We start from the raw sequence: 23,743 nt of genomic DNA, 5'->3' as shown, positions 1-23,743 counted from the left end.
GTAACCCCTTTGCCACGGTGGGTGGTTGGGGCCACTGTCCCGCGAGGGGTCAGGCGTCGTCCAGACCGCGTTCTATCGCGTACCGCACCAGCTCCACGCGGTTGTGCAGCTGGAGCTTGCCCAGGGTGTTCTGGACGTGGTTCTGCACGGTGCGGTGGGAGATGACGAGGCGCTCGGCGATCTGCTTGTAACTCAGGCCCTTGGCGACCAGGCGCAGCACCTCGGTCTCACGGTCGGTGAGCCGGGGCGCCCCGGGCTCGCCGGTCTCCGCGGCCTGGGCCGGTTCGGAGGCGAGGCGGCGGTACTCGCCGAGGACCAGTCCGGCCAGTCCCGGGGTGAAGACCGGGTCGCCGAGGGCCGTGCGGCGCACCGCGTCCTGCAACTCCCCGGTGGAGGCCGACTTCAGCAGGTATCCGGTCGCGCCGGACTTCACCGCCTCCAGCACGTCGGCGTGCTCCCCGCTCGCGGAGAGCACGAGGACGCGCAGCTTCGGGTCGGCGCCGACGACCTCCTTGCAGACCTGGACGCCGGGCTTGCCGGGCAGGTTGAGGTCGAGCACGAGGACGTCGGGCGCGGCGGCCCGGGCCCGGCGCACCGCCTGGTCGCCGTCGCCGGCGGTGGCGACCACGTCGAAGCCGGACTCGGCCAGGTCCCGGGCGACGGCGTCGCGCCACATCGGGTGGTCGTCGACCACCATGACCTTGATCGGTTCCTGTCGCTCGGTCATCGGTCTGCCGCCTTCCCCCGCGCGGTGGTGCTGGTTTGCTGAGCTGCCTTGAGTGCCTTGGGTGCCTTCAGTTCGACCTCGGTGCCCTGGCCGGGCACCGAGACCAGCTCGGCCGTGCCGCCGAGTTCGCGCAGCCGGCCCCGGATCGACAGGGCCACGCCGAGGCGTCCCTCGCCCTCGGCCTCGGCGAGCCGCCCCTCCGGGATGCCGGGCCCCTCGTCGCGGACGGTGACGATCACCTCGTCCGGCTCGTCCTCGACCAGGATCCACGCGCGCGCGTCCGCACCGACGTGCTTGCGGACGTTGTCCAGGGCGGCGCCCACGGCGGCCGCGATCTCCCGGGCCGCGAGGGGGGCCAGCAGGACCGGCGCGCCCGGCTCGGCGAGGTTCACGAGGGAACCGGCGTACGGGGCGAGCAGGGCGCGCAGATCGACGGGCCCGTCGGGGTCGTCCCGCTCCGGTTCCTCCACCGCGCGTACGAGGGCGCCCTCGGCGGCGTCCTCCGACACCCGGGAGACGGGCACCAGACCGCCCGAGACCAACGTGCGCAGCGCCACCTCCTGCTCACCGGCCATCCGGCCCAGCTCGGCCGCCTCGCCGCCGATGACGGCGCCGCGCCGCTGCACCATCGCCAGCACCTGGAGCACGCTGTCGTGGATGTCCCGGGCGAGCCGCTCCCGCTCCCTGGTCGCCGCCTCGATCTCCAGGGCGCGGGCGAGGGTGCGCTCGGAGGCGCGGGCGACCTCGACGACGTAGCCGATGGCGATGGAGGCGACCCAGACGAGGATGACGTTGTGGACGGTGTCGCGGGCGGGGCTGCCGCGTTCGACCAGGTTGGCGACGGCGACGAGGGTGGAGGCGACGGCCGCCCAGCGCCAGCCGCCCTTGATGGCGAAGGCCAGGACGGAACCGGCGGTCCATATCGACGGCAGGGTCGGGCCGCCGTCCATGACCCGTTCGTGGGCGTCGGCGAACGGCGTGAGCAGGATGCCGGTCAGCGCGATGGTGAGGTCGGCGGCGAGGAACCGCTTGGTGCAGCTCGCCGCGCCCGCGACCTTGGGAAGGGTCGCCAGGGTCCAGACGAAGAGGACGGCGTAGTAGGCGACGGCGAGCCAGGGGCGGGCGAAGCCGGAGTAGGCGGTGGTGAAGAAGCCGATCGCGTACAGCATGGTGAGCACGCGGTAGCCGGCGAGCGCGCGCCACAGCGGCTGCTCGACCGACATCCTCATGACTCTCTCGCGCCTGGCCATGTCCCCCCGTCCCCGGCCCGTACGGTCCGCTGCCCGTCCCCGGCCGCTACCGGTCGTCGGCGGACCGCTCCTGCTCGGCCGCCGCCTTCTCCTTGGCGGTCTGTTCCTTCTCCGCCTGGGCGAGCGCGGCCTTCGCGGCCTTGCCCGCCTCCTTCTCGGCCTTCGCCGCCTCCGCGATCTGCCGCTTCATGGCGGTCGCGTACATGTCGACGTACTCCTGGCCGGAAAGCTTCATGATCTCGTACATGACCTCGTCGGTCACCGCGCGGAGTACGAAACGGTCGTGCTCCATGCCCTGGTAGCGGGTGAAGTCCAGGGGCTTGCCGATACGGATACCGGGCCGCATCAGCTTCGGCATCACCTGGCCGGGCGGCTGGATCTTCTCGGTGTCGATCATGGCGACCGGGACGACGGGTGCGCCGGTGGCGAGCGCCACGCGCGCGAGGCCGCCCGGCTTGCCCCGGTAGAGGCGGCCGTCCGGGGAGCGGGTGCCCTCGGGGTAGATGCCGAACAGCTCGCCCCGCTCCAGTACCTCTATGCCGCTCTTGATGGCGGCCTCGCCCGCGCCGCGTGCCCCGGAGCGGTCCACGGGCAGCTGGCCGACCCCCTTGAAGAAGGCGGCCGTCAGCCTGCCCTTGACCCCGGGGGTGTTGAAGTACTCGGCCTTGGCGATGAAGGTCACCTTGCGGTCGAGGACGGCCGGCAGGAAGAACGAGTCGGAGAACGACAGGTGGTTGCTCGCCAGAATGGCGGGGCCGTCGGCCGGGATGTGCTCCAGGCCTTCCACCCAGGGCCGGAAGGCGAGCTTCAGCGAACCCCCGACGGTGACCTTCATCGCGCCGTACAACAAGCGAGTGCCTCCTGTGTCTGTGGGTCAGACCCTATCCCGGGGCACCGTCAATGGCCCCGACGGCCCTGGTCGGTGTCAGTGCGGTCGCGTACGGTGAAGTACCCGCGAGTACCGCACCCGCCGTGCCGGCTGTGCCGGCCCCCTGACGACAGGAGACCGAGACGTGCCGGTCCTGCCCGGAGCCGAGCCGTTCCGCCACGAGGGCGGTGAGGTCGGCGTGCTCCTCTGCCACGGCTTCACCGGTTCCCCGCAGTCACTGCGCCCCTGGGCCCAGTACCTCGCCGCGCGTGGTCTGACCGTCGCGCTGCCGCTGCTGCCCGGGCACGGCACGCGCTGGCAGGACATGCAGGTCACGGGCTGGCAGGACTGGTACGCGGAGGTGGACCGCGAGCTGCGTGCCCTGCGCGAGCGTTGCGCGCGCGTCTTCGTGGCCGGGCTGTCCATGGGCGGCGCGCTGGCCCTGCGGCTCGCCGCCAAGCACGGGGACGCGGTCTCGGGCGTCGTGGTCGTCAACCCGGCGAACCGGATGCACGGCGTGGCCCAGCACGCCCTTCCCGTCCTGCGCCATCTGCTGCCCGCGACGAAGGGCATCGCCAGCGACATCGCCAAGCCGCTCAGCTCGGAGCTGGGGTACGACAAAGTGCCGCTGCACGCGGCGCACTCGCTGCGTACGTTCTTCCGTCTCGCCGACGGCGACCTGCCGCAGGTGACCCAGCCGCTGCTGTTGCTGCGCAGTCCGCAGGACCATGTGGTGCCGCCGGCCGACTCGGCCCGCATCCTCGGCCGGGTGTCGTCGACGGACGTCACGGAGATCCTGCTGGAACAGAGCTACCACGTGGCGACGTTGGACCACGATGCGGACCGGATCTTCGCGGAGAGCGTCGCGTTCATCGGCCGGCTCGCGCCCGGTTCCGTCGGGGAGCCGGAGCCCGGTCTCGGCAAGGAAGGGACGGCCGCAGGTGGCTGAGCACGACTCCGACCGCGAGGACCGCGAGGAGCGCGAGGATCGGGACCTGGAGCGGGAGCGGGAGCACCGCGAGGGACGGGAGCGCGCGGCGGACCGCGCGGCGCCCGAGGAGCAAGGGGTGCCCATCGACGAGGACGCCGCCTGGGCCGCGATCGTCGCCGGGTACGGGGACGAGCCGCCGGACCCGCCGGGCGCGAAGCCGTTCAAGTCGGTGGAGGACCTGGCGCTGCTGGAGCCGGAGACCAACGACGACAAGCCCGAGCCGGACCGCCCCGCGGCGGACCGCCCGGCCTCCGCCCGGCCCCTGGGCGGCTCCGTGGCGTTCGCCCCGGGCGTCGGCCCGCGCGACCACTCCCTGGCCGAGCCCTCGGACGACGATCCGGGCAAGGACGACGGTCTCGGCGAGGACGAGGAGGGTCACTTCGTACCGCCCGAGCCGCCCCCGCTTCCCGAGGGCGACCCCACCGCGAAGTTCGCCTGGCTGGGCGTGCTCGGCGGTCCGGTGCTGCTCCTGCTGGCGGTGGTGCTCGGCTGGGACATGACGTGGTGGCTGCAGACCCTCAGCATCGGCGGCTTCCTCGGCGGCTTCGCCACGCTGGTCATGCGGATGCGGACGGACGACGAGGACGACGACGATCCGGGGCGGGGCGCGGTGGTCTAGGGGTTTCGACCCGCAGGATCGCGCACGCGGCTTGTCAGCTCGCGGACGCGGCGGGTACGCGGAGAGCGGTCAGGACCGGAAGGTGGTCCGTGGCCGCCCTCAGATCGTCCTCGGCCACGCCGGGGAGCCCCAGCGGTACGCCGCAGCCCAGTACCTCGATGCCCTCCGTGACGAAGACGGCGTCGATGCGCCGGTCGGGGCCGGTGGCGGAGAAGGTGTACTCACTGCCCCAGGGCTCGGCCGTCCAGCAGTCCCGCAGGCCGTCGCCGAGCCGCCGGAAGGTGCGGCCGCCGGGGCGCTCGTTCAGGTCGCCGCCCGCCACGGCGTGCGTCACGCCCAGGCCGGCGAGCCGGTCGAGGAGCAGGCCGGCCTGCTCGTACCGCTCGCCCGCCTCCAGTGACAGGTGGCAGCTCAGGACGCCGAGGCGGGCCCCGCCGATGCGGACCACGGCGGTGGCGAGGCCGCGGCGGTGCCGGCCCGGAGTGAGCGGGAGCAGTACGTCCTCGGTGCGCTCGACGGTGGCCCGCAGGGAGCACAGCAGCGCGGGGCCGGCGGCGGGGGCGCCGCCGGAGAGGAGCACGAGGTCCGCGGCGCGGGCCAGGCGGGTGAGCTTCTTGCGCCAGCGGAAGAAGCGGGGGGCTTCCTGGAGGAGGACGAGGTCGGGGGCGCAGGCCTTGATGACGCGGGCGAGGGCGTCGGTGTCGTCGCGCATCGAGCGGATGTTGTAGCTGAGGACCCGGATGACGGTGGAACCGTCGGGTTCGGTGCGGGAGTTGGGGAGCGGCTGGAGGGACGTTGCCATGCGGTCAATTTACGGGACCGGGTGGTCGGGCGCCCAACAGCTCGGGGCGCGAGGTTCGTGGGCGACTGCCGGTGGTACGTGGCTTGTCGCGCCCGCGGGGCGGAGCCCCAAATGGACTCCGCCCCGCGCCCCTTGGGGACGTTGCAGCGTCGTACGCCTACATGATCGGGTCGGGCTCCCGGGCCAGGTCGGCCGCGCCGACGAGGCCGGCCTTGTTGCCGAGCTGGGCGGCGACCACGTCGGCTACCGGGCGCCAGTTGCCGCCGACCAGCCACCGCTTGTACGACTTGCGGATCGGGTCGAGCACCAGGTCGCCCTCGTCGGAGAGGCCGCCGCCGACGATGAAGGCGGACGGGTCGAAGAGGGAGGCCAGGTCGGCGAGGCCGGCGCCGGCCCAGCGGGCCAGCTCGCGGTAGGAGTCGACGGCGACCGGGCAGCCCTGGCGGGCGGCGACCGAGATGTGCTTGCCCTCGATGCCGTCGGGGGTGCCGTCGCCGAGCGCGAGCAGTACCTCGGCGCGCTCGGGGGTGGCGTTGGCGCGCTGCTTGGCGTAGCGCACGAGGGCGCGGCCGGAGGCGTACTGCTCCCAGCAGCCCTGGGAGCCGCAGCCGCACAGCAGGCCGTCCGGCACCATGCGGATGTGGCCGAACTCGGCGGCCACGCCGAAGTGGCCGCGGCGCAGCTTGTTGCCGATGATGATGCCGCCGCCGAGGCCGGTGCCGAGGGTGATGCAGATGACGTTGCGGTGGCCCTTGCCGCCGCCGAACTTGTACTCGCCCCAGGCCGCGGCGTTGGCGTCGTTCTCCACGACGACCGGGAGGCCGACGCGGGCCTCGACCTTCTCCTTGAGCGGCTCTTGGCGCCAGTCGATGTTGGGCGCGAAGTAGACCGTGGAGCGCTGCCGGTTGACGTAACCGGCGGCGCCGATGCCGACACCGACGATCTCGTGCCCCACGCGTGCGCCTTCCACCGCGGAGGCGATGGCGTCCACGATGGCCTCGGGCGTGGTGGGGGTCGGCACCTTGTGGGTCGAGAGGATGTTGCCTTCCTCGTCGACCACGCCGGCCGCGATCTTCGTGCCGCCGATGTCGACGCCGATGGTGAGTCCCATGAATCCCTCAGTTCGGTCGAGCCCCGCTAAGGCCAACCGTACCCGAGGGCGGTGTCAGTCCAAGTCGATGCGCTGGCCCGGGCCGGTGCCCTCGTCGCCGTCGTCGCGTCCGGTGTCGCTCGCGTCGTCACGCGGTTCGTCCAGGTCGCGGGGGTCGCGGGGGTCGTCCCGTGAGGCCCCGGCGGTCCAGCGGCGCTCCTGGTTCTGGACGGCGGAGCGGTAGGCGGCGAGGAGTTCGCCGCCGGCGGCCGCGAGGTGGTCGAAGACGTCCGGGTTGCGCTCGATGACCGGTTCGACGGCGGCCTTGGCCTGCTGGACGACCTGCCGGACCACCTGCTGGGCGGCCGGTCCGGCGACCTGGCCGAACAGCGGGGACTGGAGGCCGGACAGCTTGTCCGCGACGGTGTCGACGAGGCGGCGCAGCTCCTCGGCGGCCGAGCCGGGCGGCGGCCCGTACTCGGCCCGGCGGCGGGCCTTCTCCGCCTCCAGGTCCTCGGCGCACGCCGTCGCCCAGGCGTCGGCGTCGGCCGGTCGCGTTCGGCCGGCCTCGTCGACCGCGTCGGCCTCGTCGGGGCGGGGGGCCTCGGACGGGGGGAGCTCTTCGCTCATGACGGACTCCTGACTACGGTTCGTCCTTACGACGTTACCCGAACGGGTGCGGCGCGTTCAGCGGCTCCGCGGCCACAGCCTCGGGTCCGGCGCGAACCGGACGGCGAGCGTGCCGTCCCGCAGGGCGGCCCCGTCGACCGTGCAGCGGCGCAGCGCGGACGGCAGCGGGACGATCCGGCGGAACGGCCCGGCGGTGACGACCAGTTCGTCACCGCGGCGGACCAGGTCGAGTTCGTCGCGGGTGGCGCCGGGCAGCGGGATGTGCCAGACCAGCACGCCGTCGTCGGCCAGCCGGTCGGTGACGGGCCACTCGACCGGGGGGACGTCCCGGTTGACGTCCGGCGCGTCGAGCGCCGCGAGGTCGTCCCCGCCGCGCGGGTCCCGTCCGAGGTGGGCGACGGTGCGGATGTCGTACGCGCCCTGCCACTCCTCCAGTGTCTTGCGCTGCTGGGTGAGGGGGCCGATGAGCCAGCTGTCCGCCGGGGTGTCCTCGGGCAGGACGCGGTTGGCCACCAGCAGGTCGGTGCGCAGGCCCCGCAGGGCGAGGCCGAGGGTGGTGGAGCGGACGGCTTCGGCACCGGCCGGGCCCGGCTCGGCGACCAGCCGTACGACGGTGTTCCGGTCGGCGACGACGGCCTCGGCGGCGGCGAGTTCCAGGTCCCAGCGGGCGGCGGCCTCGTACAGCGCCTCGGCGGGCATGGGGACGCCGGCGAGCCGACCGAGGACGGGGCGCAGGGCGCGGGCCGCCTGCCGCTCGGGCGGGAGGAGACGGCGCAGGTAGCGGCGGAGTTCCTCGGGCAGGGCGAGCAGCGCGAGGGCGCGCGGCGCGGGCGGGAGGTCGACGACGAGGAGTTCGTGGTGATCGGGGCCCTCGGCGAGGGCGGCGTCGCGCAGGGCACGCAGCAGGGCGAGTTCGTCGGCGCCGGGCAGGGGGGTGAGTTCCTCGGGGTCGAGGCGGCCGGCGCCGAGCAGGTCGAGCGCGGAGGCGGCGCGTTCCTGGAGGGCGGTGAGGTCGTCCCGGAATCCCTTCGCGGCGTCGGGCCGCCAGGCGGTGAGGCGGGGTTCGACGGTGATCGGTGCGGGGCCGCCCGTGGGCATCCCGAGCACGGCGCCGAGGGTGTCGTCGCGGTCGGCGCCGAGGAGCAGGGTGCGGGTGCCCTGCCTGGCGGCGGCGAGCGCGGTGGCGGCGGCGACGGTGGTACGGCCGCTGCCGCCGGGGCCCGTGATCAAGATGGTGCGCATGGGGGTGAACGGTACCGGTGCCTCGGCGGCGCCGGGTGCGGGTCCCCGGGGGGGGTGCGGCCCGGCTTTGCGGGGTGCCCGGGGCCCGGGGCACCGTACGGCACGGCGCGGCCCGGCGTTGCGGGGTGCCGCTGCGCCCACCCGTGCCGCCCCAAGCGGCACGACTGCCCGCAGCTGCGCGGCTACTTCGGTCCCGACTCCACTCGCTTCTTCAGGCCCGCCAGCGCCCGGTCGATGATGACCTTTTCCGCCTTGCGCTTGATCATGCCCAGCATCGGGATCTTGACGTCCACCGTGAGCCGGTAGGTGACCTCCGTGCCCGTGCCGGCCGGGCGGAGCAGGTAGGAGCCGTCCAGGGAGCGCAGCATCTGGGACTTCACCAGCGTCCAGGACACCTCGTGCTCGCCGGTCCAGGTGTAGCCCAGCGTCTGGTCGTCCTTGATCGCCCCGGCGTCCATGACGAGTCGGACCTGCTCGGCACGCCCCTGCGCGTCGGTCGCGAGGACCTGCGCCTCCTTCACCTCACCGGTCCAGTCCGGGTAGCGGGCGAAGTCGGCGATCACCGCCATGACGTCGGCCGGTGCCGCCTCGATCGTGATGCTCGAGCTGGTGTGTTCCGCCATCGCTGTGGCTCCTCCAGATGCGGGCCGGTACTGAGGGTCGTCGTGCGCCGGGTCGTCGTGCGCCCGTGGCGCGCACGTGTGTGCCGCGTGAAGGCTATCGCGCACGGGCGGCGCCAATGTCACCACCTACCTGCGCAGGTCCGGCCGCCGGGACACCACCCCGGCTCACCACTCCAGCGCCCACGGCCGCCCCGTCGACGCGAAGTGCCCGACGTTCACGCACTCGGTCGCCCCGATCCGCATCCGCCGCACCAGCGGCTGGTGGACGTGGCCGAACAGGGCGTAGCGGGGACGGGTGCGGCGGATCGCGTCCAGCAGCGCGCGGCTGCCCCGTTCGAAGCGGCGCGCCACCGTGTCGTAGACCAGCTCCGGCACCTCCGGCGGGATGTGCGTGCACAGCACGTCCACCTCGCCGACGGCCTCGATCTTCGCGGCGTACTCCTCGTCACTGATCTCGTACGGCGTGCGCATCGGGGTGCGCAGGCCGCCGCCGACGAAGCCGAAGACGCGGCCGCCGATCTCCACCCGCTCGCCGTCGAGCACGGTGGTGCCGGGGCCGGCGTACTCACGCCACAGGGGCGGCATGTCGACGTTGCCGTAGGTGGCGTACGTCGGGGTGGGGAAGGCGGCGAACAGCTCGGCGTACTGCTTGCGCACCGCCCCCTCGATCAGCTCGCGCCGGTCCCCGCCGACGCCGGCCCAGAGCCGCGCCCCGAACTCCCGCGCCTCGGCGAAGCGGCGGGCGGTGCGCAGCTCGACGATGCGGTCGGCGTTCGCGGCGCCGAACAGGTCGGGGAAGATGCCGCGCGTGTGGTCGGCGTAGTCGAGGAAGAGGACCAGGTCGCCGAGGCAGATCAGGGCGTCGGCGCCCTCGCCGGCCCTGGCCAGGTCGCGGGCGTTGCCATGGACGTCGCTGACCACATGGACGCGTGTCCTCGTGTTACCGGGCGGTGTGGGTGCCATGGCGATCAAGCGTAAGCAGCGCGTGGCTCTCGTGAACAGTGGCGATCGGACCTGCGGTTACTGGCTGGTCGGTTGATCCGTCGACTACTGTGCGCAAAGGAAACCCCATCCGTGTGACGCAGCGAACATCTCGCGGGGACCCCCTGTCGGAGAAGGCATACCGACGGGTAACGTCCGGGCAGTCCAGTCGTGCTCTGGTTTTCAACATGTGAATCGGCATGTGATCCAACATGTGATCACCGTGTGATCTCCCGAGCACTTGCCCGAGCCTTGGACCGCACCGTCGCATCGCACAACGTCGTGGCGCCGGCGCCTTATGAGGAGCAGCAGTCTTGCGCGAGTTCAGCCTTCCGGCTTTGTACGAGGTCCCTGCGGACGGAAATCTGACCGACATCGTCCGCAGAAACGCCGCGCAGCACCCGGACGTCGCCGTCATCTCCCGCAAGGTGGCCGGCGCGTGGCAGGACGTGACCGCCCGCGACTTCCTCGCCGAGGTGCAGACCGCCGCCAAGGGCCTCATCGCCTCCGGCGTCCAGCCGGGCGACCGGGTCGGCCTGATGTCCCGTACGCGGTACGAGTGGACCCTGCTGGACTTCGCGATCTGGTGCGCGGGCGCGATCACCGTGCCGGTGTACGAGACCAGCTCGTCCGAGCAGGTGCAGTGGATCCTCAGCGACTCGGGTGCCACGGCGTGCGTCGTGGAGTCGGCCGGGCACGCCGCCACCGTCGAGTCGGTGCGCGAACAGCTGCCCGCCCTCAAGCACGTCTGGCAGATCGACTCCGGGGCCGTGGAGGAGCTGGGGCGCCTGGGCCAGGACGTCACGGACCGGGCCGTCGAGGAGCGCGGCTCGATCGCGAAGGCCGACGACCCCGCGACCATCGTCTACACCTCCGGCACCACCGGCCGCCCCAAGGGCTGCGTGCTCACCCACCGCAGCTTCTTCGCGGAGTGCGGCAACGTCGTCGAGCGCCTGCGTCCCCTCTTCCGCACGGGCGAGTGCTCCGTCCTCCTCTTCCTCCCGCTCGCCCACGTCTTCGGCCGCCTGGTCCAGGTCGCGCCGATGATCGCGCCGATCAAGCTGGGCTGCGTCCCGGACATCAAGAACCTCACCGACGAGCTGGCCGCGTTCCGGCCCACGCTGATCCTCGGTGTGCCGCGCGTCTTCGAGAAGGTCTACAACTCGGCGCGCGCCAAGGCACAGGCCGACGGCAAGGGCAAGATCTTCGACAAGGCCGCCGACACGGCGATCGCCTACAGCAAGGCCCTGGACACCCCCTCGGGCCCGTCCGTCGGCCTGAAGATCAAGCACAAGGTCTTCGACAAGCTCGTCTACAGCAAGCTCCGCACGGTCCTCGGCGGACGCGGCGAGTACGCCATCTCCGGCGGCGCCCCGCTCGGCGAACGCCTCGGCCACTTCTTCCGCGGCATCGGCTTCACGGTGCTGGAGGGCTACGGCCTGACCGAGTCCTGCGCGGCCACCGCCTTCAACCCCTGGGACCGGCAGAAGATCGGCACGGTCGGCCAGCCGCTGCCCGGCTCCGTGGTGCGCATCGCGGACGACGGGGAGGTGCTGCTGCACGGCGAGCACCTGTTCAAGGAGTACTGGAACAACCCGGGCGCGACCGCCGAGGCGCTGGCCGACGGCTGGTTCCACACCGGCGACATCGGCACCCTCGACGAGGACGGCTACCTCTCGATCACCGGGCGCAAGAAGGAGATCATCGTCACCGCCGGCGGCAAGAACGTCGCCCCGGCCGTCATAGAGGACCGCATCCGCGCGCACGCGCTGGTCGCGGAGTGCATGGTGGTCGGCGACGGGCGGCCGTTCGTGGGCGCGCTGGTCACCATCGACGAGGAGTTCCTCGGCCGGTGGTGCGCGGACAACGGCAAGCCGGCCGGTTCGACGGCGGCGTCGCTGCGGGAGGATCCGGATCTGCTCGCCACGATCCAGTCGGCGATCGACGACGGCAACTCGGCGGTGTCCAAGGCGGAGTCGGTGCGGAAGTTCCGGGTGCTGGAGGCTCAGTTCACGGAGGACTCCGGGCACTTGACGCCTTCGCTGAAGCTGAAGCGGAGTGTTGTGGCCAAGGACTACGTGGACGAGATCGAGGCGATCTACGCGAAGTAGTTGGGCGGGGGCGCCTATGGGGGTGCCCCCTTGTCGCCGTGGGCGGGTGCAGGCGCGTTGGGGCTTGTCGCGCAGTTCCTCGCGCCCCTTGGCGGCGCTGCCCTACAGGAGTGTTCTCAAGTTCTCCGCGAGCAGGTCCCAGCGCCACTTCTCCTCGACCCAGGAGCGGCCGCGTTCGCCCATCCTGCGGCGCAGCTCCGCGTCGCCGAGGAGGGTGACGACGCGGTCGGCGGTCTGCTCCGCGGAGTCACCGCGCACCACCCAGCCGGTCTCGCCGTCGAGTACCGCGTCCGGCGCGCCGCCCGAGTCGCCCGCGACCACGGGCAGGCCGGTCGCGGAGGCCTCCAGGTAGACGATGCCGAGGCCCTCGACGTCGAGGCCGCCCCGGCGGGTCCGGCACGGCATGGCGAAGACGTCCCCGGCGCCGTAGTGCGCGGGCAGCTCGGACCAGGGGACGGCGCCGGTGAAGTGGACGGAGGCGGCGACGCCGGTGTCGTGGGCGAGGCGGCGCAGCTCCTTCTCGTAGGGGCCGCCGCCGACGATCAGCAGTACGGCGTCGGGCTCGGCGGCCAGGATGCGGGGCATCGCCCGGATCAGGGTGTCCTGGCCCTTGCGCGGCACCAGCCGCGAGACGCAGACCACGACCGGCCGCTCGGTCAGTCCCAGCCGGGCCCGCACCTCCTCGCCGCCGCTGCCCGGGTGGAAGGTCTTCTCGTCGACGCCCGGCGGCAGCTGCACCATCCGCGCGGCGGCGTCCGGGGTGAGCGCGCCCGCGATCCGCGAGCGCGTGTACTCGCCGAGGTAGGTGATCGTGTCCGTGGACTCCCCGATCCGGCGCAGCAGTTGCCGGGCGGCGGGCAGCTGGGCCCACCCGGCCTCGTGGCCGTGGGTGGTGGCGACGAGCCGCTCGGCCCCCGCCTTCCGCAGCGCCGGCGCCATCAGCCCGAGGGGCGCCGCCGCCCCGAACCACACCGACGTGCACCCGTGCTCGCGCAGCAGCCGGACGGCCGTACGGGTCGCGCCCGGCGTCGGGAGCAGCATCGTCGTGCGGTCGCGTACGACGGTGAAGGGCTGCTCGGCGTCGAAGGCGGCGGTGGCCTCGGCGCCCTCGCGGCCGCGCTTCCAGGTGGAGGCGTAGACGACCAGCCGCTCGGGGTCCAGCCGTAGCGCCATGTTGTGCAGGAAGGCCTGGATGCCGCCCGGGCGGGGCGGGAAGTCGTTCGTCACGATCAAGGTCTTGCGCACGCCGCCGACCCTACCGAACCCGCCGCGCGGGCCGCGGGCCCGGCCGCCCCCCGGTGGCACACGCACAGGTGTCCGGGTCATCATGGCCGCGAAGCACGGCACGCGGACGGGCAGGGAGCACGTGGAGACGACGGACGCGAGGCGGTCGGCGGCGCGGCTGCTGACGGCCTGGGGCGCCACGCGGCTGGTGCTGCTGCTCTTCGTGCTGAAGGTGCTGGTCTTCCCCGGTCCGGACGTCACCAGCGACGTGTCCGTGATCTACCGGGACTGGTACGACGTCCTGCGTACCGGAACGTTTCCGCTGGACGACGTCACCTGGCAGTACCCGCCCGCGGCGGCCTTCGCGATCCTCTCCCCCGCGCTGCTGCCCTTCCTGGAGTACGCGACGGCCTTCTTCGTCCTGGCCTGTGCGGCGGACCTGGCCGTCCTCGCGCTGCTGTGGTGCGCGGGGCGCGGTTCCGGGCGCTCGTCGCGCGGGGCGTGGGTGTGGGTGGCGGGCGTTCCGCTGCTCGGTCCGACGGTGTACGCCCGCTACGACGTGATGGTCACCGCCGTCGCGGTGGCGGCGCTGCTGGCCGCCGGCCGGCATCCGCGCGTGGCGGGGGCCCTGGCGGCGCTCGGGGCGCTGCTGAAGGTGTGGCCCGCGCTGGTGCTCCTCGGGATGCGCGGGCGGGCGCCGTGGGCCGCGGCGGCGCTGAGCGGGGCCGGACTGGCGGCGCTGTTCGCGGTGACGATGCCGGGGGCGTTCGCGTTCCTGACGTTCCAGCGGGACCGGGGCACCGAGGTGGAGTCGCTGGGCGCGCTGGTCTTCCACGTCGCCCGGCACTTCGGCTGGGACGGCGAGGTGCTGCTCAACTACGGCTCGGTCGAGTTCCTCGGCCCGTACGTGGGCGCGGTGAGCACGGTCGCCCTGGCGCTGACCGCCCTGGCCTTCGGCTGGCTGCTGCTGTGGCGGCTGGCGGCCTCGCGCTTCGCGGCGCACACGGCGGCGGACGCGGCCTTCGTGGCGGTGCTGATGTTCACGGTCACCAGCCGGGTGATCAGTCCGCAGTACATGGTGTGGCTGATCGGCGTCGCCGCGGTCTGCCGGTGCTTCCGCGCGAGCCGCATGCGGGTGCCGGTCGCCCTGGTGCTGGCGGCGAGCCTGGTGACGGTGCTGGAGTTCCCGGTCTGGTTCGCGCAGGTCGTCGCGAGCGACCCGCTCGGCATCGCGCTGCTCGTCGTCCGCAACGGGCTGCTGGTCGCCGCGGCGCTCCTCGCGGCCCGCGCCCTGTGGCGCGACACGGCGCCGCGCGGGACGCCCGTGCCGACGCCGCCGCCCCGCGCCGCCCGCACCGGCAAAACACCGGCCTCGTCCTGAGCGGACGGCGTCCGCGCGGACCCGTGAGGCGACGGGAGCGAGGCGACCTCAGTCGAACTCCGCCCGCAGATACTCCCGCCACCGTGCCGTGAACTCCTCCGGCGTCGTCGCGAGCACCTCGTTCATCGCGTCCTCGACCGCGCCCGCGCGCTTCGCGTGCCCGCCCACGGCGCGGTAGAAGGCGTCCAGGCGGTCCTCGCCCCACTGGTCGGCGATCATGCGGCAGGCCAGCCAGCCGCCCTCGTAGGCGCGGGCCAGTTGGTCCGCGTCGGCGGTGAAGCCGAAGTCCTCGTCGGTCGGGAGACTCGCGGGCACCCGGCCCTCGGCGACCGCGCCGGCCATCTCGGGGGCGGCCTCGGCGGGGGCGCGGTCGCCGTCGCGGTAGCCGACCCAGTCCGCGTAGCCCTCGGACAGCCACAGCGGGGTGGCGGCGGTGGTGTCGGCGCGGGTGGCGACGTGGGTGGTCTCGTGGGTGAGCACGACCTGTTTGCCGAGGTCGCCGAGGAGCCCGTACGCGTCGGGATTGACGATGATCCGGTCCGCCGGTGCCTGCTCCCGGCCGCCCGTCTCGCCGGTGGTGACCGCCGCGATGCCCCGGTAGGAGGAGGCGGGCGAGCCGAGCAGGCCCGCCATCCCCTCCAGCGACTTCGGGACGAGTACGACGACCCGGCGGGCCCAGTCGCCGTCCCAGGCGTCCGACACGGCCGGCACCGCCCGGTCGGCGAGGTCGGCGTAGCGGCGCAGCGCCCCGGTGGACTGTCCGACGCCGAGCACGAGGCTGTGCGTGCCCCGGACGACCTCGACCGCGCCCTGGTCCCACGGCTGCTGGCCGGACCGCTTCGCGGGCCGGTCGGAGTCGACGGTCCACCGCCCGTCCGCCCCGTCCCGGCTCAGCCGCACGGTGCGGCCGGTGGTGACGGGGCCCCGGTCGTGGCCCTCGATGCGGTAGCGCAGCTCGACGTCGGCGGTGGCGGTGTCGCCGGTGCGGTCCACGCCCCTCACGCGGTACGACCAGGCGGCCAGCGGCACCTCGCCCAGGTTGTCGAAGCCGGCTCCGGTGCCCGTACGCGTGTAGGCGGCCCGGTCGTGGTCGAGGACGGCTTCCGCACGCCGGTCGAGTACCCGCTGCACCTCGGCCGGGACGGGGTCGGCGGCGGTCCGGCCGCCGCAGGCCACGAGGGAGACGAGCAGCAGGCACAGCGCCACCACCGAGGAACCCGACACCCGCCTTCGACCAGCCACCTCCCGATCGTACGGGCGGCCGGCCGGAGGAGGCAGCGGGCGGAGAACCCGGAGGGGTCCCGGAGGTCAGACCCTGGTGACCGAGGAGACCGGCATCATGCCGACCGGGTCGTAGCGCACCGGGGCGCCGGGGTAGGGCGCGTGGATCACCTGGCCGTCGCCGACGTACATGCCGATGTGGCTGGCGTCGTCGCGGTAGGCGACCAGGTCGCCGGGCCGGGCCTGGGCCAGGGACACCCGCTGCCCGGCGCCGGACTGCGCCTGCGAGGTGCGCGGCAGCCCGACCCCGGCCTGCGCGTACGACCACTGGGTCAGGCCCGAGCAGTCGAAGCCGGTGGGCCCGTTGGCGCCCCAGACGTAGGGCTTGCCGAGGGCGGAGCGGGCGGCGGCGACGGCGGCCGCCGCGCGGCCGGAGACGGGACCGGCGTCGCCGGGGGCGGACAGGTCGGTACGGCCGGAGCGGGAGCCGCGGTCGTAGGCGGCGCGTTCGCCGTCCGGAAGGGAGTTGAGCAGCTCGCGGGCCTTCGCGAGCTTGCGCTCCACGGTCTTCTTGTGGGCGGCGACGGCCTTGCGGCCCTTCTCCAGCTCGGTGAGCTTCCGGCCGGCCTCGGCACGGTCCTGGGCGAGGTCGCGCATGGCGCCCTGGAGTTCCCTGAGTTCACCGGCCTGGTGGCTGGTGATCCGGTCGAGCACGGAGGCCTTGTCCAGGTAGTCGTCCGGGTCGGCGGAGAGCAGCAGCGCCAGCGACGGGTCGATGCCGCCGGAGCGGTACTGGGCGCCGGCCAGCGAACCGAGCGCGTCCCGCATGGTGTTGATCCGCTCCTGCTGCCGGGCGATCGAGTCCTGCGCGGTGCTGACCTCCTCGCGCAGGGCGTCGGTGCGCGCGTCGGCCTTGTTGTAGGCCTCGGTCGCCTGCTCCGCCTCCGTGTAGAGCCGGTCCACCTCCGCCCGCCGGTCGTCGTGCGGGGTGGCCGTGGCCGGTACGGCGCCCAGGGCCGCGGCGGCGACGGAAAGCAGGCCGACGGCGGCGGTGGCGCCGCGGTCGAGCCCGGTTGGTGCAAGGCGGCGATGGAACCCCACGGGAAGCCGCACTCCTTCCGCTGGCGGACAGGGAAACGCGGCAGACAGTAACCCCGTGGCGGGGCACCGGCCAACGACCTCGGAGGCGCGCGCAGCACGACGCCCCGCCGCTGACGCAGGTCACCGGCGGGGCGGAGGTCAGAAGGCCGTACCGTGATTCGCCCGAACGGGCGGCATGGCGAGGGCGACTGAGGGGTTTACGGGAGGCGGCGGTTCAGACTCGCACGCCGAACATGAACGGGCCGCCGATGGTGTTCATCGACTCGTAGCGCACGACCGTGCCGGTGCGCGGCGCGTGCAGGACCTGGCCGTTGCCGGCGTAGAGGCCGACGTGGTGCAGGTCGTTGAAGAAGAAGACCAGGTCGCCGACCTGGAGGTCGCTCATCGAGGAGATGCGGGTGCCCGCGCCGGTCTGCGCCTCGGAGGTGCGCGGGATGCCGACGCCGGCCTGGGCGTAGGCCCAGGAGGTCAGGCCCGAGCAGTCGAAGGAGGAGGGGCCGGTGGCGCCGTAGACGTAGGGCGTGCCGATCTTGCTCTGGGCGGCGGCGAAGGCGGCGGCGGCCCGGCCGGAGGCGGGCTTCCCGCTACCGCCGGTCAGGACCTCGCGCTCGCTGCTGCGGGTGGCGCGCTGCTCCTCGGCGGCGAGGGCGGCCTTCTCCTTCGCGGTGAGCGTGTTGAGCAGCTTCTGCGCGGAGGAGAGCTTGCCCTGGACTTCCTTCTTCTTCTTGCCCAGTTCGGTGCGGGTGGAGGCGAGGTCCTTGAGCTTCTCGGTGGCCTCGGAGCGCTGCTGGGCGAGGTCGCGCTGCTTGTCCTGGATCTTCTTCAGCGCCTCGACCTGCTGACCGCTCAGCTGGTCGAGGGTGGAGGCCTTGTCCAGGTAGTCGTCCGGGTCGGCGGACAGGAACAGCTGGAGGGAGGGGTCTATCCCGCCGGAGCGGTACTGGGCGCTGGCCATCGAACCGAGGCCGTCGCGCAGCTCGTTGAGCTCCTCCTGGCCGCGGGCGACGTTGTCCTGGATGGTGGAGATCTCCTTCTGGAGCTTCTCCTGCTTCTCCTTGGCGCCGTTGTACTTCTCGGTGGCCTGCTCGGCCTCCGTGTAGAGCTTGTCGACCTTGGCCTTGACCTCGTCCTTGCTCGGCTTCTCACTCGGGGCGGCGTTGGCGGCCTGCGAGCTGAGAGCGACGGCGGCGGCGGCAGCGGTGGTGAGCACGGTCACGCGCGTGCGGCTCGGCTGCTTGGGACGACGGTGGGACGCCACGGAGACGAGCTCCTTCTTGAGAGGGATCACCCGTGCGAGGGTTCGAGGGCTGACCCTAGTGACCCACTCGTGATCAGTTCAAATCCTCCGTCGAAAAATCCCGGTTACGCACCGCATTCTTTGCCACAACTCACCTGCAGTGACCTTCACTTGACGCTACGTTGCGTGACGGTTCCGTCAATTCGGGCATAGAACACCTACGTTGCGGTTGCCACGAAAGTGAAGCAGGAGGTCGGCGCGGGGCTAGGAGAGCCGCTTGAGGAGCACCGCGGACGCCACCGGTCGTGCGCCGGCGCGCGCCACGCCGTCGGCGACCTCGCGGTCGGTGGAGACGACGATGACCGGCCGGCCCGGCGGCTCGGCCCGCACCAGCTGGCGGATCAGCTCGTCGGCCGTGACCCCGGGCTTGGAGAACAGCACCCGCACCCCGCGCGGCGGCGCGAGCAGCACCGGCGCCACCAGTTCGGCCCCGTCGAAGACGCAGGTCATCTCGGCGCCGGTCTGCGCGGCGAGCTGGGAGAGCTGGCCGAGGAGCCTGAGCCGCTGCTTCTCCAGCGGCATCTGCGGATAGCCGGTCTTGGTGACGTTGTAGCCGTCGACGACCAGGTGCGCCTGGGGCAGCGCCAGCAGCTGGTCGAGGATGGCGGGGTCGTTCTCGGACAGGGCGCGGGCGGCGATGTCCTTGGGCGTCATCCGGCCGGGTTCCACCGCGTCCACCGTCTCGGCGGGCCGCACCGACACCGGGGGCAGCGCGAGTTCCCGGCGCAGCCCCTGCGTGGCGTCCAGCAGGGTGTCCAGCAGCAGCCGCACCCGCATGTCCTCGACGCTGCGCCCCTCACGGGCCGCCTTGCGGGTGGCCTCCAGGGCGGCCTCCGCCTCCCCGAGCCGGGTCTTGAGCCGCCGGCTCTCGCTCTCGGCGGCGGAGACCTGTGCGTGCCCCTCGGCGCGGACCGCGTCCATCTCGGCCCGGACCTTGCGCAGCGCCGCCTCGCCGCGCTTGACGTCGCTGAGGGCCGAGCGCAGCTTGCGGTGCAGCGACTCGGACTCCTTCTTCGCCGCGTCCAGCTCGGCGCGCAGCCGCTCGGTCTCGGTCCTGGTGTGCTCCCGGGCCCGGGCCAGCTCCTCGTGCAGCCGCTCCAGCTCCGCGCGGCTCTCCTCATCGGCGCGCTCGGCGTCCGCGCGCTGCGCCTCCTCGCCGGCGGCGGTCACCAGCTTCACCCAGCCGTGCGGGCGCAGCACGTAGGCCGCGGCCGCCACGTCCAGCGGGTCCGCGGCGGGCGGCGGGGAGGCGGCGTCCAGGGCCCCGGCCAGTTCCGGCTGGGCCTCTCTGAGCTTCTCGCCGATGCGCTGGCGGAACAGGGGGTCGGTCTCCACGGCGGCGGCCATGGCGTTGCCGGCGAACTTGGCCCTGCGGTTCGGGGCGAACCGGGCGTACTGTCTCAGCTGGGCCGGCAGTTCGCCGAGAGTGAGTCCGCCGAAGCCGTCGGACACGATCTGCACGACCCTGCGGCGCACGCCGTCGGGCAGCGGCCGGTCGAGCACCTCGGCGGTGCCGTCGCCCGGCTCCCCGCCATGTGTCTCCACCATCCGTCACCCCAATGCCTCTGCGTGACCCCGTGCGGGGTCACCTCATGCGGGGGCCGCTCCGGTCAGGAGGCGGCACCCGGCCTGTCCACGAGTTCCACCTGGTCCACGGCGTTGCACCAGCGGCACCGCACCGACTCGATGGTCTCACTGAGCACCTCCCGCTCCTCGACCTTCGGCTCACCGGCCAGATCGAGGTGCACGTACTCGACGACCTTCGAGGCCCGGGTCACGTCGAAGCGGGTGAGGTTGCCGCAGAGGGTGCAGCGCCACCGCGTCGTGTCGGTCGGCAGGGGAACCGTCATCGTGGCTGTTCGCTCTCTTCCGGTGTCGGTGCCGCGCCGGGCTCCCCCGGTGCGTGTGGCTCGTAACCCTACGGCCTGGCGGGTACCCGACGCCCGCGTGTCCACGGCGGCGAGGCGGTCCGGGCGGTTGCGTCCCGTTACGTCATGCTCTGTGTCCATGATCCGTAACTGGAGCACGGCGGCCCTCACCAGGTCGGTGAAGACGGTCAGGACACCGGGCACGCCCCGCACGAGCCGGGGCCGGTCGGCACCGGTGACGTACGGGCTGATCACCCTGTGCTGTCTGCTGTTCCTGGTCAGCCCGGCGGCGGGCCTGAATCCGGTGTACGGCACCGGCGACGAACTGCTCGCCGCGCAGCGCGCCTACTTCCGGCGCTGGGGCGTGATCCCCGCAGAACTGTTCGAGGACTCCCCCGGATCGGCCCTCACCCCCGCCACGGCGCTGTTCGTCCACGGCAGCTGGGTGCACCTGCTGGGCAACATGCTCTTCCTCTACGTCTTCGGCGCGATGACCGAGGAACGGATGGGCAGGCTCCAGTTCGCCCTGTTCTACCTCGGCTGCGGCTACCTGGCCCTGCTCGGTTACGCGGGGGCCAACGCCCACTCCCAGCAGTCCCTGGTCGGCGCCTCGGGGGCCATCTCCGCGATCCTCGGCGCGTTCCTCTTCCTCTTCCCGCGCGCCCGGGTGACCAGTCTCCTGCCCTTCCTCTTCTTCCTGCCGCTGCGCTTCCCGGCCTGGGTCGTCCTGCCCTTCTGGGTCGGCCTCCAGTGGATGGCGGCGGGACGGGCCGGCGACGGACCGGGGGTGGCGTACCTCGCGCACCTGGTCGGCTTCGGGCTGGGCTTCGTCTTCGCCTGGGTGCGGTTCGGGCGTACCACTAGAGTGAAGAGCGTTCCAGTGGCGGCTTCCGAGGGAGACAAACAGCCGTGATCAGCGCGATCGTCCTCATCAAGACCAGCGTGGACCGGATCCCCGAGATCGCGGAGCAGATCGCCGCGCTGGAGAACGTCAGCGAGGTCTTCTCCGTCACCGGCACCTACGACCTGATCGCCATGGTGCGGGTGAACGAGCACGAGGACCTGGCGGAGGTCATCCCCGGCCGGATCAGCAAGATCCCGGGCGTGGAGGGCACGGACACGCACGTGGCGTTCCGGACGTACTCGCAGCACGACCTGGAGGCGGCGTTCGCCATCGGGCTCGACAACTAGCGTCCGGCGAGGACGCCGATGAAGAGTTCTTCATCCCGGACTCATCCGGGACGCGGGGTAGCGGGCGCAGGATCAGGGGCATGGTCTTCTCACGCCGGATGGCGGCCCTGGCGGCCGTCGTCCTGATCCCGCTCGGCATCGCGGCGACCAGCTTCGCCCTCACCGACAGTCCGCAGGAACCCAAGGTCCCGGCCAAGGTGGAGCTGGAGAGCGGCTCCCCCACCCCGACCCCGACCTCCCCCTCGCCCACCTCCTCCTCGCCCGAGCCGACGCCCAGCGACCAGGTGGTGACCCGGCCACCGGTGACCGACAGCGCTCCGGATGACGACGATGACGACGACCGAGGCAACGACGCCGGAGACGACCGGGGCGCCGACGACGGAGCCGGCGACGACGGCTGACCGCGAGCGCCGCCGGATCTCGGCCCGGGTCCGCATCCTGCTCTGGCTGCTGCTCGTGATGGCGGTCGCTCTCGCCTCGGTGGCCGCGACCACCCGCTCGATCCTGCTGCGCGACACCGACCAGCGGATCAACGGGCTGCTCGCCCAGGAGGCCGGCGAGTTCGCCAACTTCGAGGAGCAGGGCTTCGACCCGGAGACCGGCCTCCCGTTCACCGAACCGGAGCGGCTGCTCAAGGTCTTCCTGGAGAGGCAGTACGCCGACCTGGACGAGGAGCTGATCGGCCTGGTGGGCGAGGTGGGCAGCAGGCCCACCCAGATCATCCAGCAGCGCGAGATCCCGGTCGGCCTGCCCCTGCACAAGGACGCCGACGCCAGGCGCCGCATCTACGCCTCCCCCGACTCCACCGGCACCCTGGAGCGGCCGCACGGGGACATCCGCTGGGCCAAGGTCACCGTCGCCCGGTACGGCGGCGAACCGGCGGCCGCCTTCGTGGTCGCCTTCCATCCCGGGCGGGAACAGGCCCGCGCGGACGAGGTGTTCCGCGTCCTGCTCGCCATCTCCGGCGTCGCCCTGCTGATGACGACCGGCATCGCCTGGGTGGTCGCGGGCCGGATCCTCAAACCGGTCCGGCTGGTGCGCACCACGGCCGCGCAGCTCACCGAGCAGGACCTGACCCGGCGCATCCCGGTGCACGGCCACGACGACGTGGCCGCGCTCGCCGAGACCTTCAACGCCATGCTGGACCGGCTGGAACGCGCCTTCGCCACCCAGCGCCGGTTCGTCGACGACGCCAGCCACGAGCTGCGCACCCCGATCACCATCGTGCGCGGCCACCTGGAGCTGATGGGCGACGACCCGGCCGAACGCGAGGAGACCGTCCGCCTCGTCACCGAGGAGCTGGACCGGATGAGCCGCATCGTCGAGGACCTGCTGCTCCTCGCCAAGGCCGAACGCCCCGACTTCGTCACCCCCGAGCCGGTCCAGCTCGCCGAACTCACCGCCGACGTCTACGTCAAGGCCCGAACCCTCGGCGACCGGGAGTGGGTGCTGGACGGGGTCGCCGACCGCGAGGCCCAGCTGGACCCCCAGCGCATCACCCAGGCCATGGTGCAGCTCGCGCAGAACGCCGTGCAGCACACCACCACCGGCCAGACCATCCGCATCGGCTCCCGCGCCGACGGCACCCGTATCGAGCTGTACGTCGCCGACTCCGGGCCCGGGGTCCAGCCGCAGGACGCCGAGGTCGTCTTCGAGCGGTTCCGGCGCGGCACGGCCCGGCGCGGGGTGCGCGGCACGGGTGCCGGGCTCGGGCTGTCGATCGTCAAGGCGATCGCCGAGGGCCACGGCGGCCGGGTCGGCCTGCGCGCCACCGAGGGCGGCGGCGCCACCTTCGTACTCACTCTGGAAGAGGCACGCCCATGAACCGCATCCTCATCGTCGAGGACGAGGAGCGCATCGCCTCCTTCGTCGAGAAGGGCCTGCGCGCCAACGGCTTCACCACCACCGCCGTCGCCGACGGCGACGCCGCCTACGAGTACGCCCTCACCGGCGGCTTCGACCTGGTCGTCCTGGACATCGGACTGCCCGGCCGGGACGGTTTCACGGTCCTGCGGGAGCTGCGCGAGTCCCGGGTGACGACCCCGGTGATCGTGCTGACCGCCCGGGACTCCGTACGGGACACGGTGGCCGGCCTGGAGGGCGGCGCCGACGACTGGATGACCAAGCCGTTCCGCTTCGAGGAACTGCTCGCCCGGGTACGGCTGCGGCTGCGTACGGCGGCCAGGGCACCGGAGGTGACGGTGCTCAGGTCCGGCGACCTCTCCCTGGACCTGCGGACCCGCCGGGCGCGGGCCGGGGAGCGGCTGGTGGACCTGACGGCGCGTGAGTTCGTGCTGCTGGAGCTGTTCCTGCGGCATCCGGGGCAGGTCCTGTCGCGGGAGCAGATCCTGTCCCACGTGTGGGGCTACGACTTCGACCCCGGCTCCAACATCGTGGACGTCTACGTGCGTGCGCTGCGCAAGAAGCTGGGGGCGCAACGGGTGGAGACGGTACGGGGCATGGGGTACCGGCTGCCGGGCTGACGCACCCGGCGCACCGACGGGCCGACCGGCTTTTGTGTGAAGT

At 72.9% G+C, this 23,743-nt stretch carries 24 protein-coding genes; 9 read left to right on the top strand and 15 right to left on the bottom strand.

Annotated features, from left to right (window positions below):
- Positions 1–49: 49 nt before the first annotated feature.
- Genes RI578_RS28695 through RI578_RS28685 form a run of 3 tightly spaced genes read right to left on the bottom strand, consistent with a single transcriptional unit; the run spans position 50 to position 2,812 of the window.
- Complete coding sequence (locus tag RI578_RS28695) at positions 50–727, bottom strand: response regulator transcription factor (protein ID WP_310873772.1); 678 nt, start codon at positions 725–727, stop codon at positions 50–52.
- A complete protein-coding gene (gene macS, locus RI578_RS28690) occupies positions 724–1,977 on the bottom strand; it encodes a MacS family sensor histidine kinase (RefSeq protein WP_310873771.1) in 1,254 nt (417 codons plus the stop codon). Before macS ends, RI578_RS28695 begins: the two co-directional genes overlap by 4 nt.
- Positions 1,978–2,023: 46 nt before the next feature.
- The gene (locus tag RI578_RS28685; RefSeq protein ID WP_310875884.1) at positions 2,024–2,812 is read right to left on the bottom strand and encodes a lysophospholipid acyltransferase family protein; all 789 of its coding nucleotides are present in this window, start codon (positions 2,810–2,812) and stop codon (positions 2,024–2,026) included.
- Between the two features lie 178 nt (positions 2,813–2,990).
- Between RI578_RS28685 and RI578_RS28680 the strand changes: the two genes are divergently transcribed.
- A complete protein-coding gene (locus RI578_RS28680; protein WP_310873770.1) occupies positions 2,991–3,794 on the top strand; it encodes an alpha/beta fold hydrolase in 804 nt (267 codons plus the stop codon).
- Positions 3,787–4,455, top strand: a complete 669-nt coding sequence (locus RI578_RS28675) for a hypothetical protein (RefSeq protein WP_310873769.1) — start codon at positions 3,787–3,789, stop codon at positions 4,453–4,455. The genes RI578_RS28680 and RI578_RS28675 overlap by 8 nt, the downstream gene beginning before the upstream one ends.
- A gap of 34 nt (positions 4,456–4,489) precedes the next feature.
- Here RI578_RS28675 and RI578_RS28670 read toward each other — a convergent pair whose 3' ends face one another.
- The 6 genes from RI578_RS28670 to RI578_RS28645 form a co-directional block, all read right to left on the bottom strand.
- Positions 4,490–5,257 (bottom strand): endonuclease/exonuclease/phosphatase family protein, encoded by a 768-nt coding sequence (locus RI578_RS28670; RefSeq protein ID WP_310873768.1) that lies wholly within the window; start codon positions 5,255–5,257, stop codon positions 4,490–4,492.
- 157 nt (positions 5,258–5,414) lie between these two features.
- A complete protein-coding gene (locus RI578_RS28665; RefSeq protein WP_031035803.1) occupies positions 5,415–6,368 on the bottom strand; it encodes an ROK family glucokinase in 954 nt (317 codons plus the stop codon).
- Between the two features lie 54 nt (positions 6,369–6,422).
- Positions 6,423–6,977, bottom strand: a complete 555-nt coding sequence (locus RI578_RS28660; protein ID WP_310873767.1) for a DUF5304 domain-containing protein — start codon at positions 6,975–6,977, stop codon at positions 6,423–6,425.
- Between the two features lie 57 nt (positions 6,978–7,034).
- Positions 7,035–8,219: an ArsA-related P-loop ATPase gene (locus tag RI578_RS28655; RefSeq protein WP_310873766.1), complete on the bottom strand. Its 1,185-nt coding sequence runs from the start codon at positions 8,217–8,219 to the stop codon at positions 7,035–7,037.
- A gap of 182 nt (positions 8,220–8,401) precedes the next feature.
- The gene (locus tag RI578_RS28650; protein ID WP_310873765.1) at positions 8,402–8,842 is read right to left on the bottom strand and encodes an SRPBCC family protein; all 441 of its coding nucleotides are present in this window, start codon (positions 8,840–8,842) and stop codon (positions 8,402–8,404) included.
- A gap of 165 nt (positions 8,843–9,007) precedes the next feature.
- Positions 9,008–9,805 carry a metallophosphoesterase gene (locus RI578_RS28645; protein WP_310873764.1) on the bottom strand — a complete coding sequence of 266 codons (798 nt, stop codon included), beginning with the start codon at positions 9,803–9,805 and terminating at the stop codon, positions 9,008–9,010.
- 332 nt (positions 9,806–10,137) lie between these two features.
- On the opposite strand from RI578_RS28645, the gene RI578_RS28640 reads away from it, so the two are divergent.
- A complete protein-coding gene (locus RI578_RS28640) occupies positions 10,138–11,934 on the top strand; it encodes an AMP-dependent synthetase/ligase (protein WP_310873763.1) in 1,797 nt (598 codons plus the stop codon).
- 102 nt (positions 11,935–12,036) lie between these two features.
- On the opposite strand, the gene RI578_RS28635 is transcribed toward RI578_RS28640, so the two are convergent.
- Entirely contained in the window at positions 12,037–13,179 is a 1,143-nt protein-coding gene (locus RI578_RS28635; RefSeq protein ID WP_310873762.1) for a glycosyltransferase family 4 protein, read from the bottom strand.
- Between the two features lie 121 nt (positions 13,180–13,300).
- On the opposite strand from RI578_RS28635, the gene RI578_RS28630 reads away from it, so the two are divergent.
- The gene (locus RI578_RS28630) at positions 13,301–14,539 is read left to right on the top strand and encodes a glycosyltransferase 87 family protein (protein ID WP_310875883.1); all 1,239 of its coding nucleotides are present in this window, start codon (positions 13,301–13,303) and stop codon (positions 14,537–14,539) included.
- Between the two features lie 48 nt (positions 14,540–14,587).
- Here the strand turns inward: RI578_RS28630 and RI578_RS28625 are convergent, their stop codons facing one another.
- The 5 genes from RI578_RS28625 to RI578_RS28605 all read right to left on the bottom strand — a co-directional run bounded on the left by RI578_RS28625 (position 14,588) and on the right by RI578_RS28605 (position 20,008).
- Positions 14,588–15,781: a hypothetical protein gene (locus tag RI578_RS28625; protein WP_310873761.1), complete on the bottom strand. Its 1,194-nt coding sequence runs from the start codon at positions 15,779–15,781 to the stop codon at positions 14,588–14,590.
- 66 nt (positions 15,782–15,847) lie between these two features.
- A complete protein-coding gene (locus RI578_RS28620; protein ID WP_310873760.1) occupies positions 15,848–16,861 on the bottom strand; it encodes an NlpC/P60 family protein in 1,014 nt (337 codons plus the stop codon).
- A 214-nt stretch (positions 16,862–17,075) separates the two neighbouring features.
- On the bottom strand, positions 17,076–18,119 hold the full coding sequence (locus RI578_RS28615) for a C40 family peptidase (protein ID WP_121747317.1): 1,044 nt from the start codon (positions 18,117–18,119) through the stop codon (positions 17,076–17,078).
- Positions 18,120–18,362: 243 nt separating this feature from the next.
- Positions 18,363–19,706 carry an NYN domain-containing protein gene (locus RI578_RS28610; protein WP_310873759.1) on the bottom strand — a complete coding sequence of 448 codons (1,344 nt, stop codon included), beginning with the start codon at positions 19,704–19,706 and terminating at the stop codon, positions 18,363–18,365.
- Positions 19,707–19,768: 62 nt separating this feature from the next.
- Positions 19,769–20,008 (bottom strand): hypothetical protein, encoded by a 240-nt coding sequence (locus RI578_RS28605; protein WP_031030820.1) that lies wholly within the window; start codon positions 20,006–20,008, stop codon positions 19,769–19,771.
- Positions 20,009–20,165: 157 nt separating this feature from the next.
- On the opposite strand from RI578_RS28605, the gene RI578_RS28600 reads away from it, so the two are divergent.
- From RI578_RS28600 to RI578_RS28580, 5 genes are all read left to right on the top strand, one after another.
- Positions 20,166–20,939, top strand: coding sequence for a rhomboid family intramembrane serine protease (locus tag RI578_RS28600; protein WP_310873758.1), 774 nt, complete (start codon positions 20,166–20,168; stop codon positions 20,937–20,939).
- A complete protein-coding gene (locus RI578_RS28595; protein WP_055416531.1) occupies positions 20,936–21,217 on the top strand; it encodes an Lrp/AsnC family transcriptional regulator in 282 nt (93 codons plus the stop codon). Before RI578_RS28600 ends, RI578_RS28595 begins: the two co-directional genes overlap by 4 nt.
- An 80-nt stretch (positions 21,218–21,297) precedes the next feature.
- Positions 21,298–21,618, top strand: coding sequence for a small secreted hydrophilic protein (locus RI578_RS28590; RefSeq protein WP_310873757.1), 321 nt, complete (start codon positions 21,298–21,300; stop codon positions 21,616–21,618).
- On the top strand, positions 21,548–23,041 hold the full coding sequence (locus tag RI578_RS28585) for an ATP-binding protein (protein ID WP_399061695.1): 1,494 nt from the start codon (positions 21,548–21,550) through the stop codon (positions 23,039–23,041). Before RI578_RS28590 ends, RI578_RS28585 begins: the two co-directional genes overlap by 71 nt.
- Entirely contained in the window at positions 23,038–23,700 is a 663-nt protein-coding gene (locus RI578_RS28580; protein WP_310873756.1) for a response regulator transcription factor, read from the top strand. The genes RI578_RS28585 and RI578_RS28580 overlap by 4 nt, the downstream gene beginning before the upstream one ends.
- The last annotated feature ends 43 nt before the right edge of the window (positions 23,701–23,743 follow it).

This window comes from Streptomyces sp. BB1-1-1 (assembly GCF_031597775.1).
Lineage (GTDB): Bacteria > Actinomycetota > Actinomycetes > Streptomycetales > Streptomycetaceae > Streptomyces > Streptomyces thinghirensis.
Note: the sequence above shows the minus strand (reverse complement) of the source record. Positions and strands in the feature narration are given on the sequence as shown.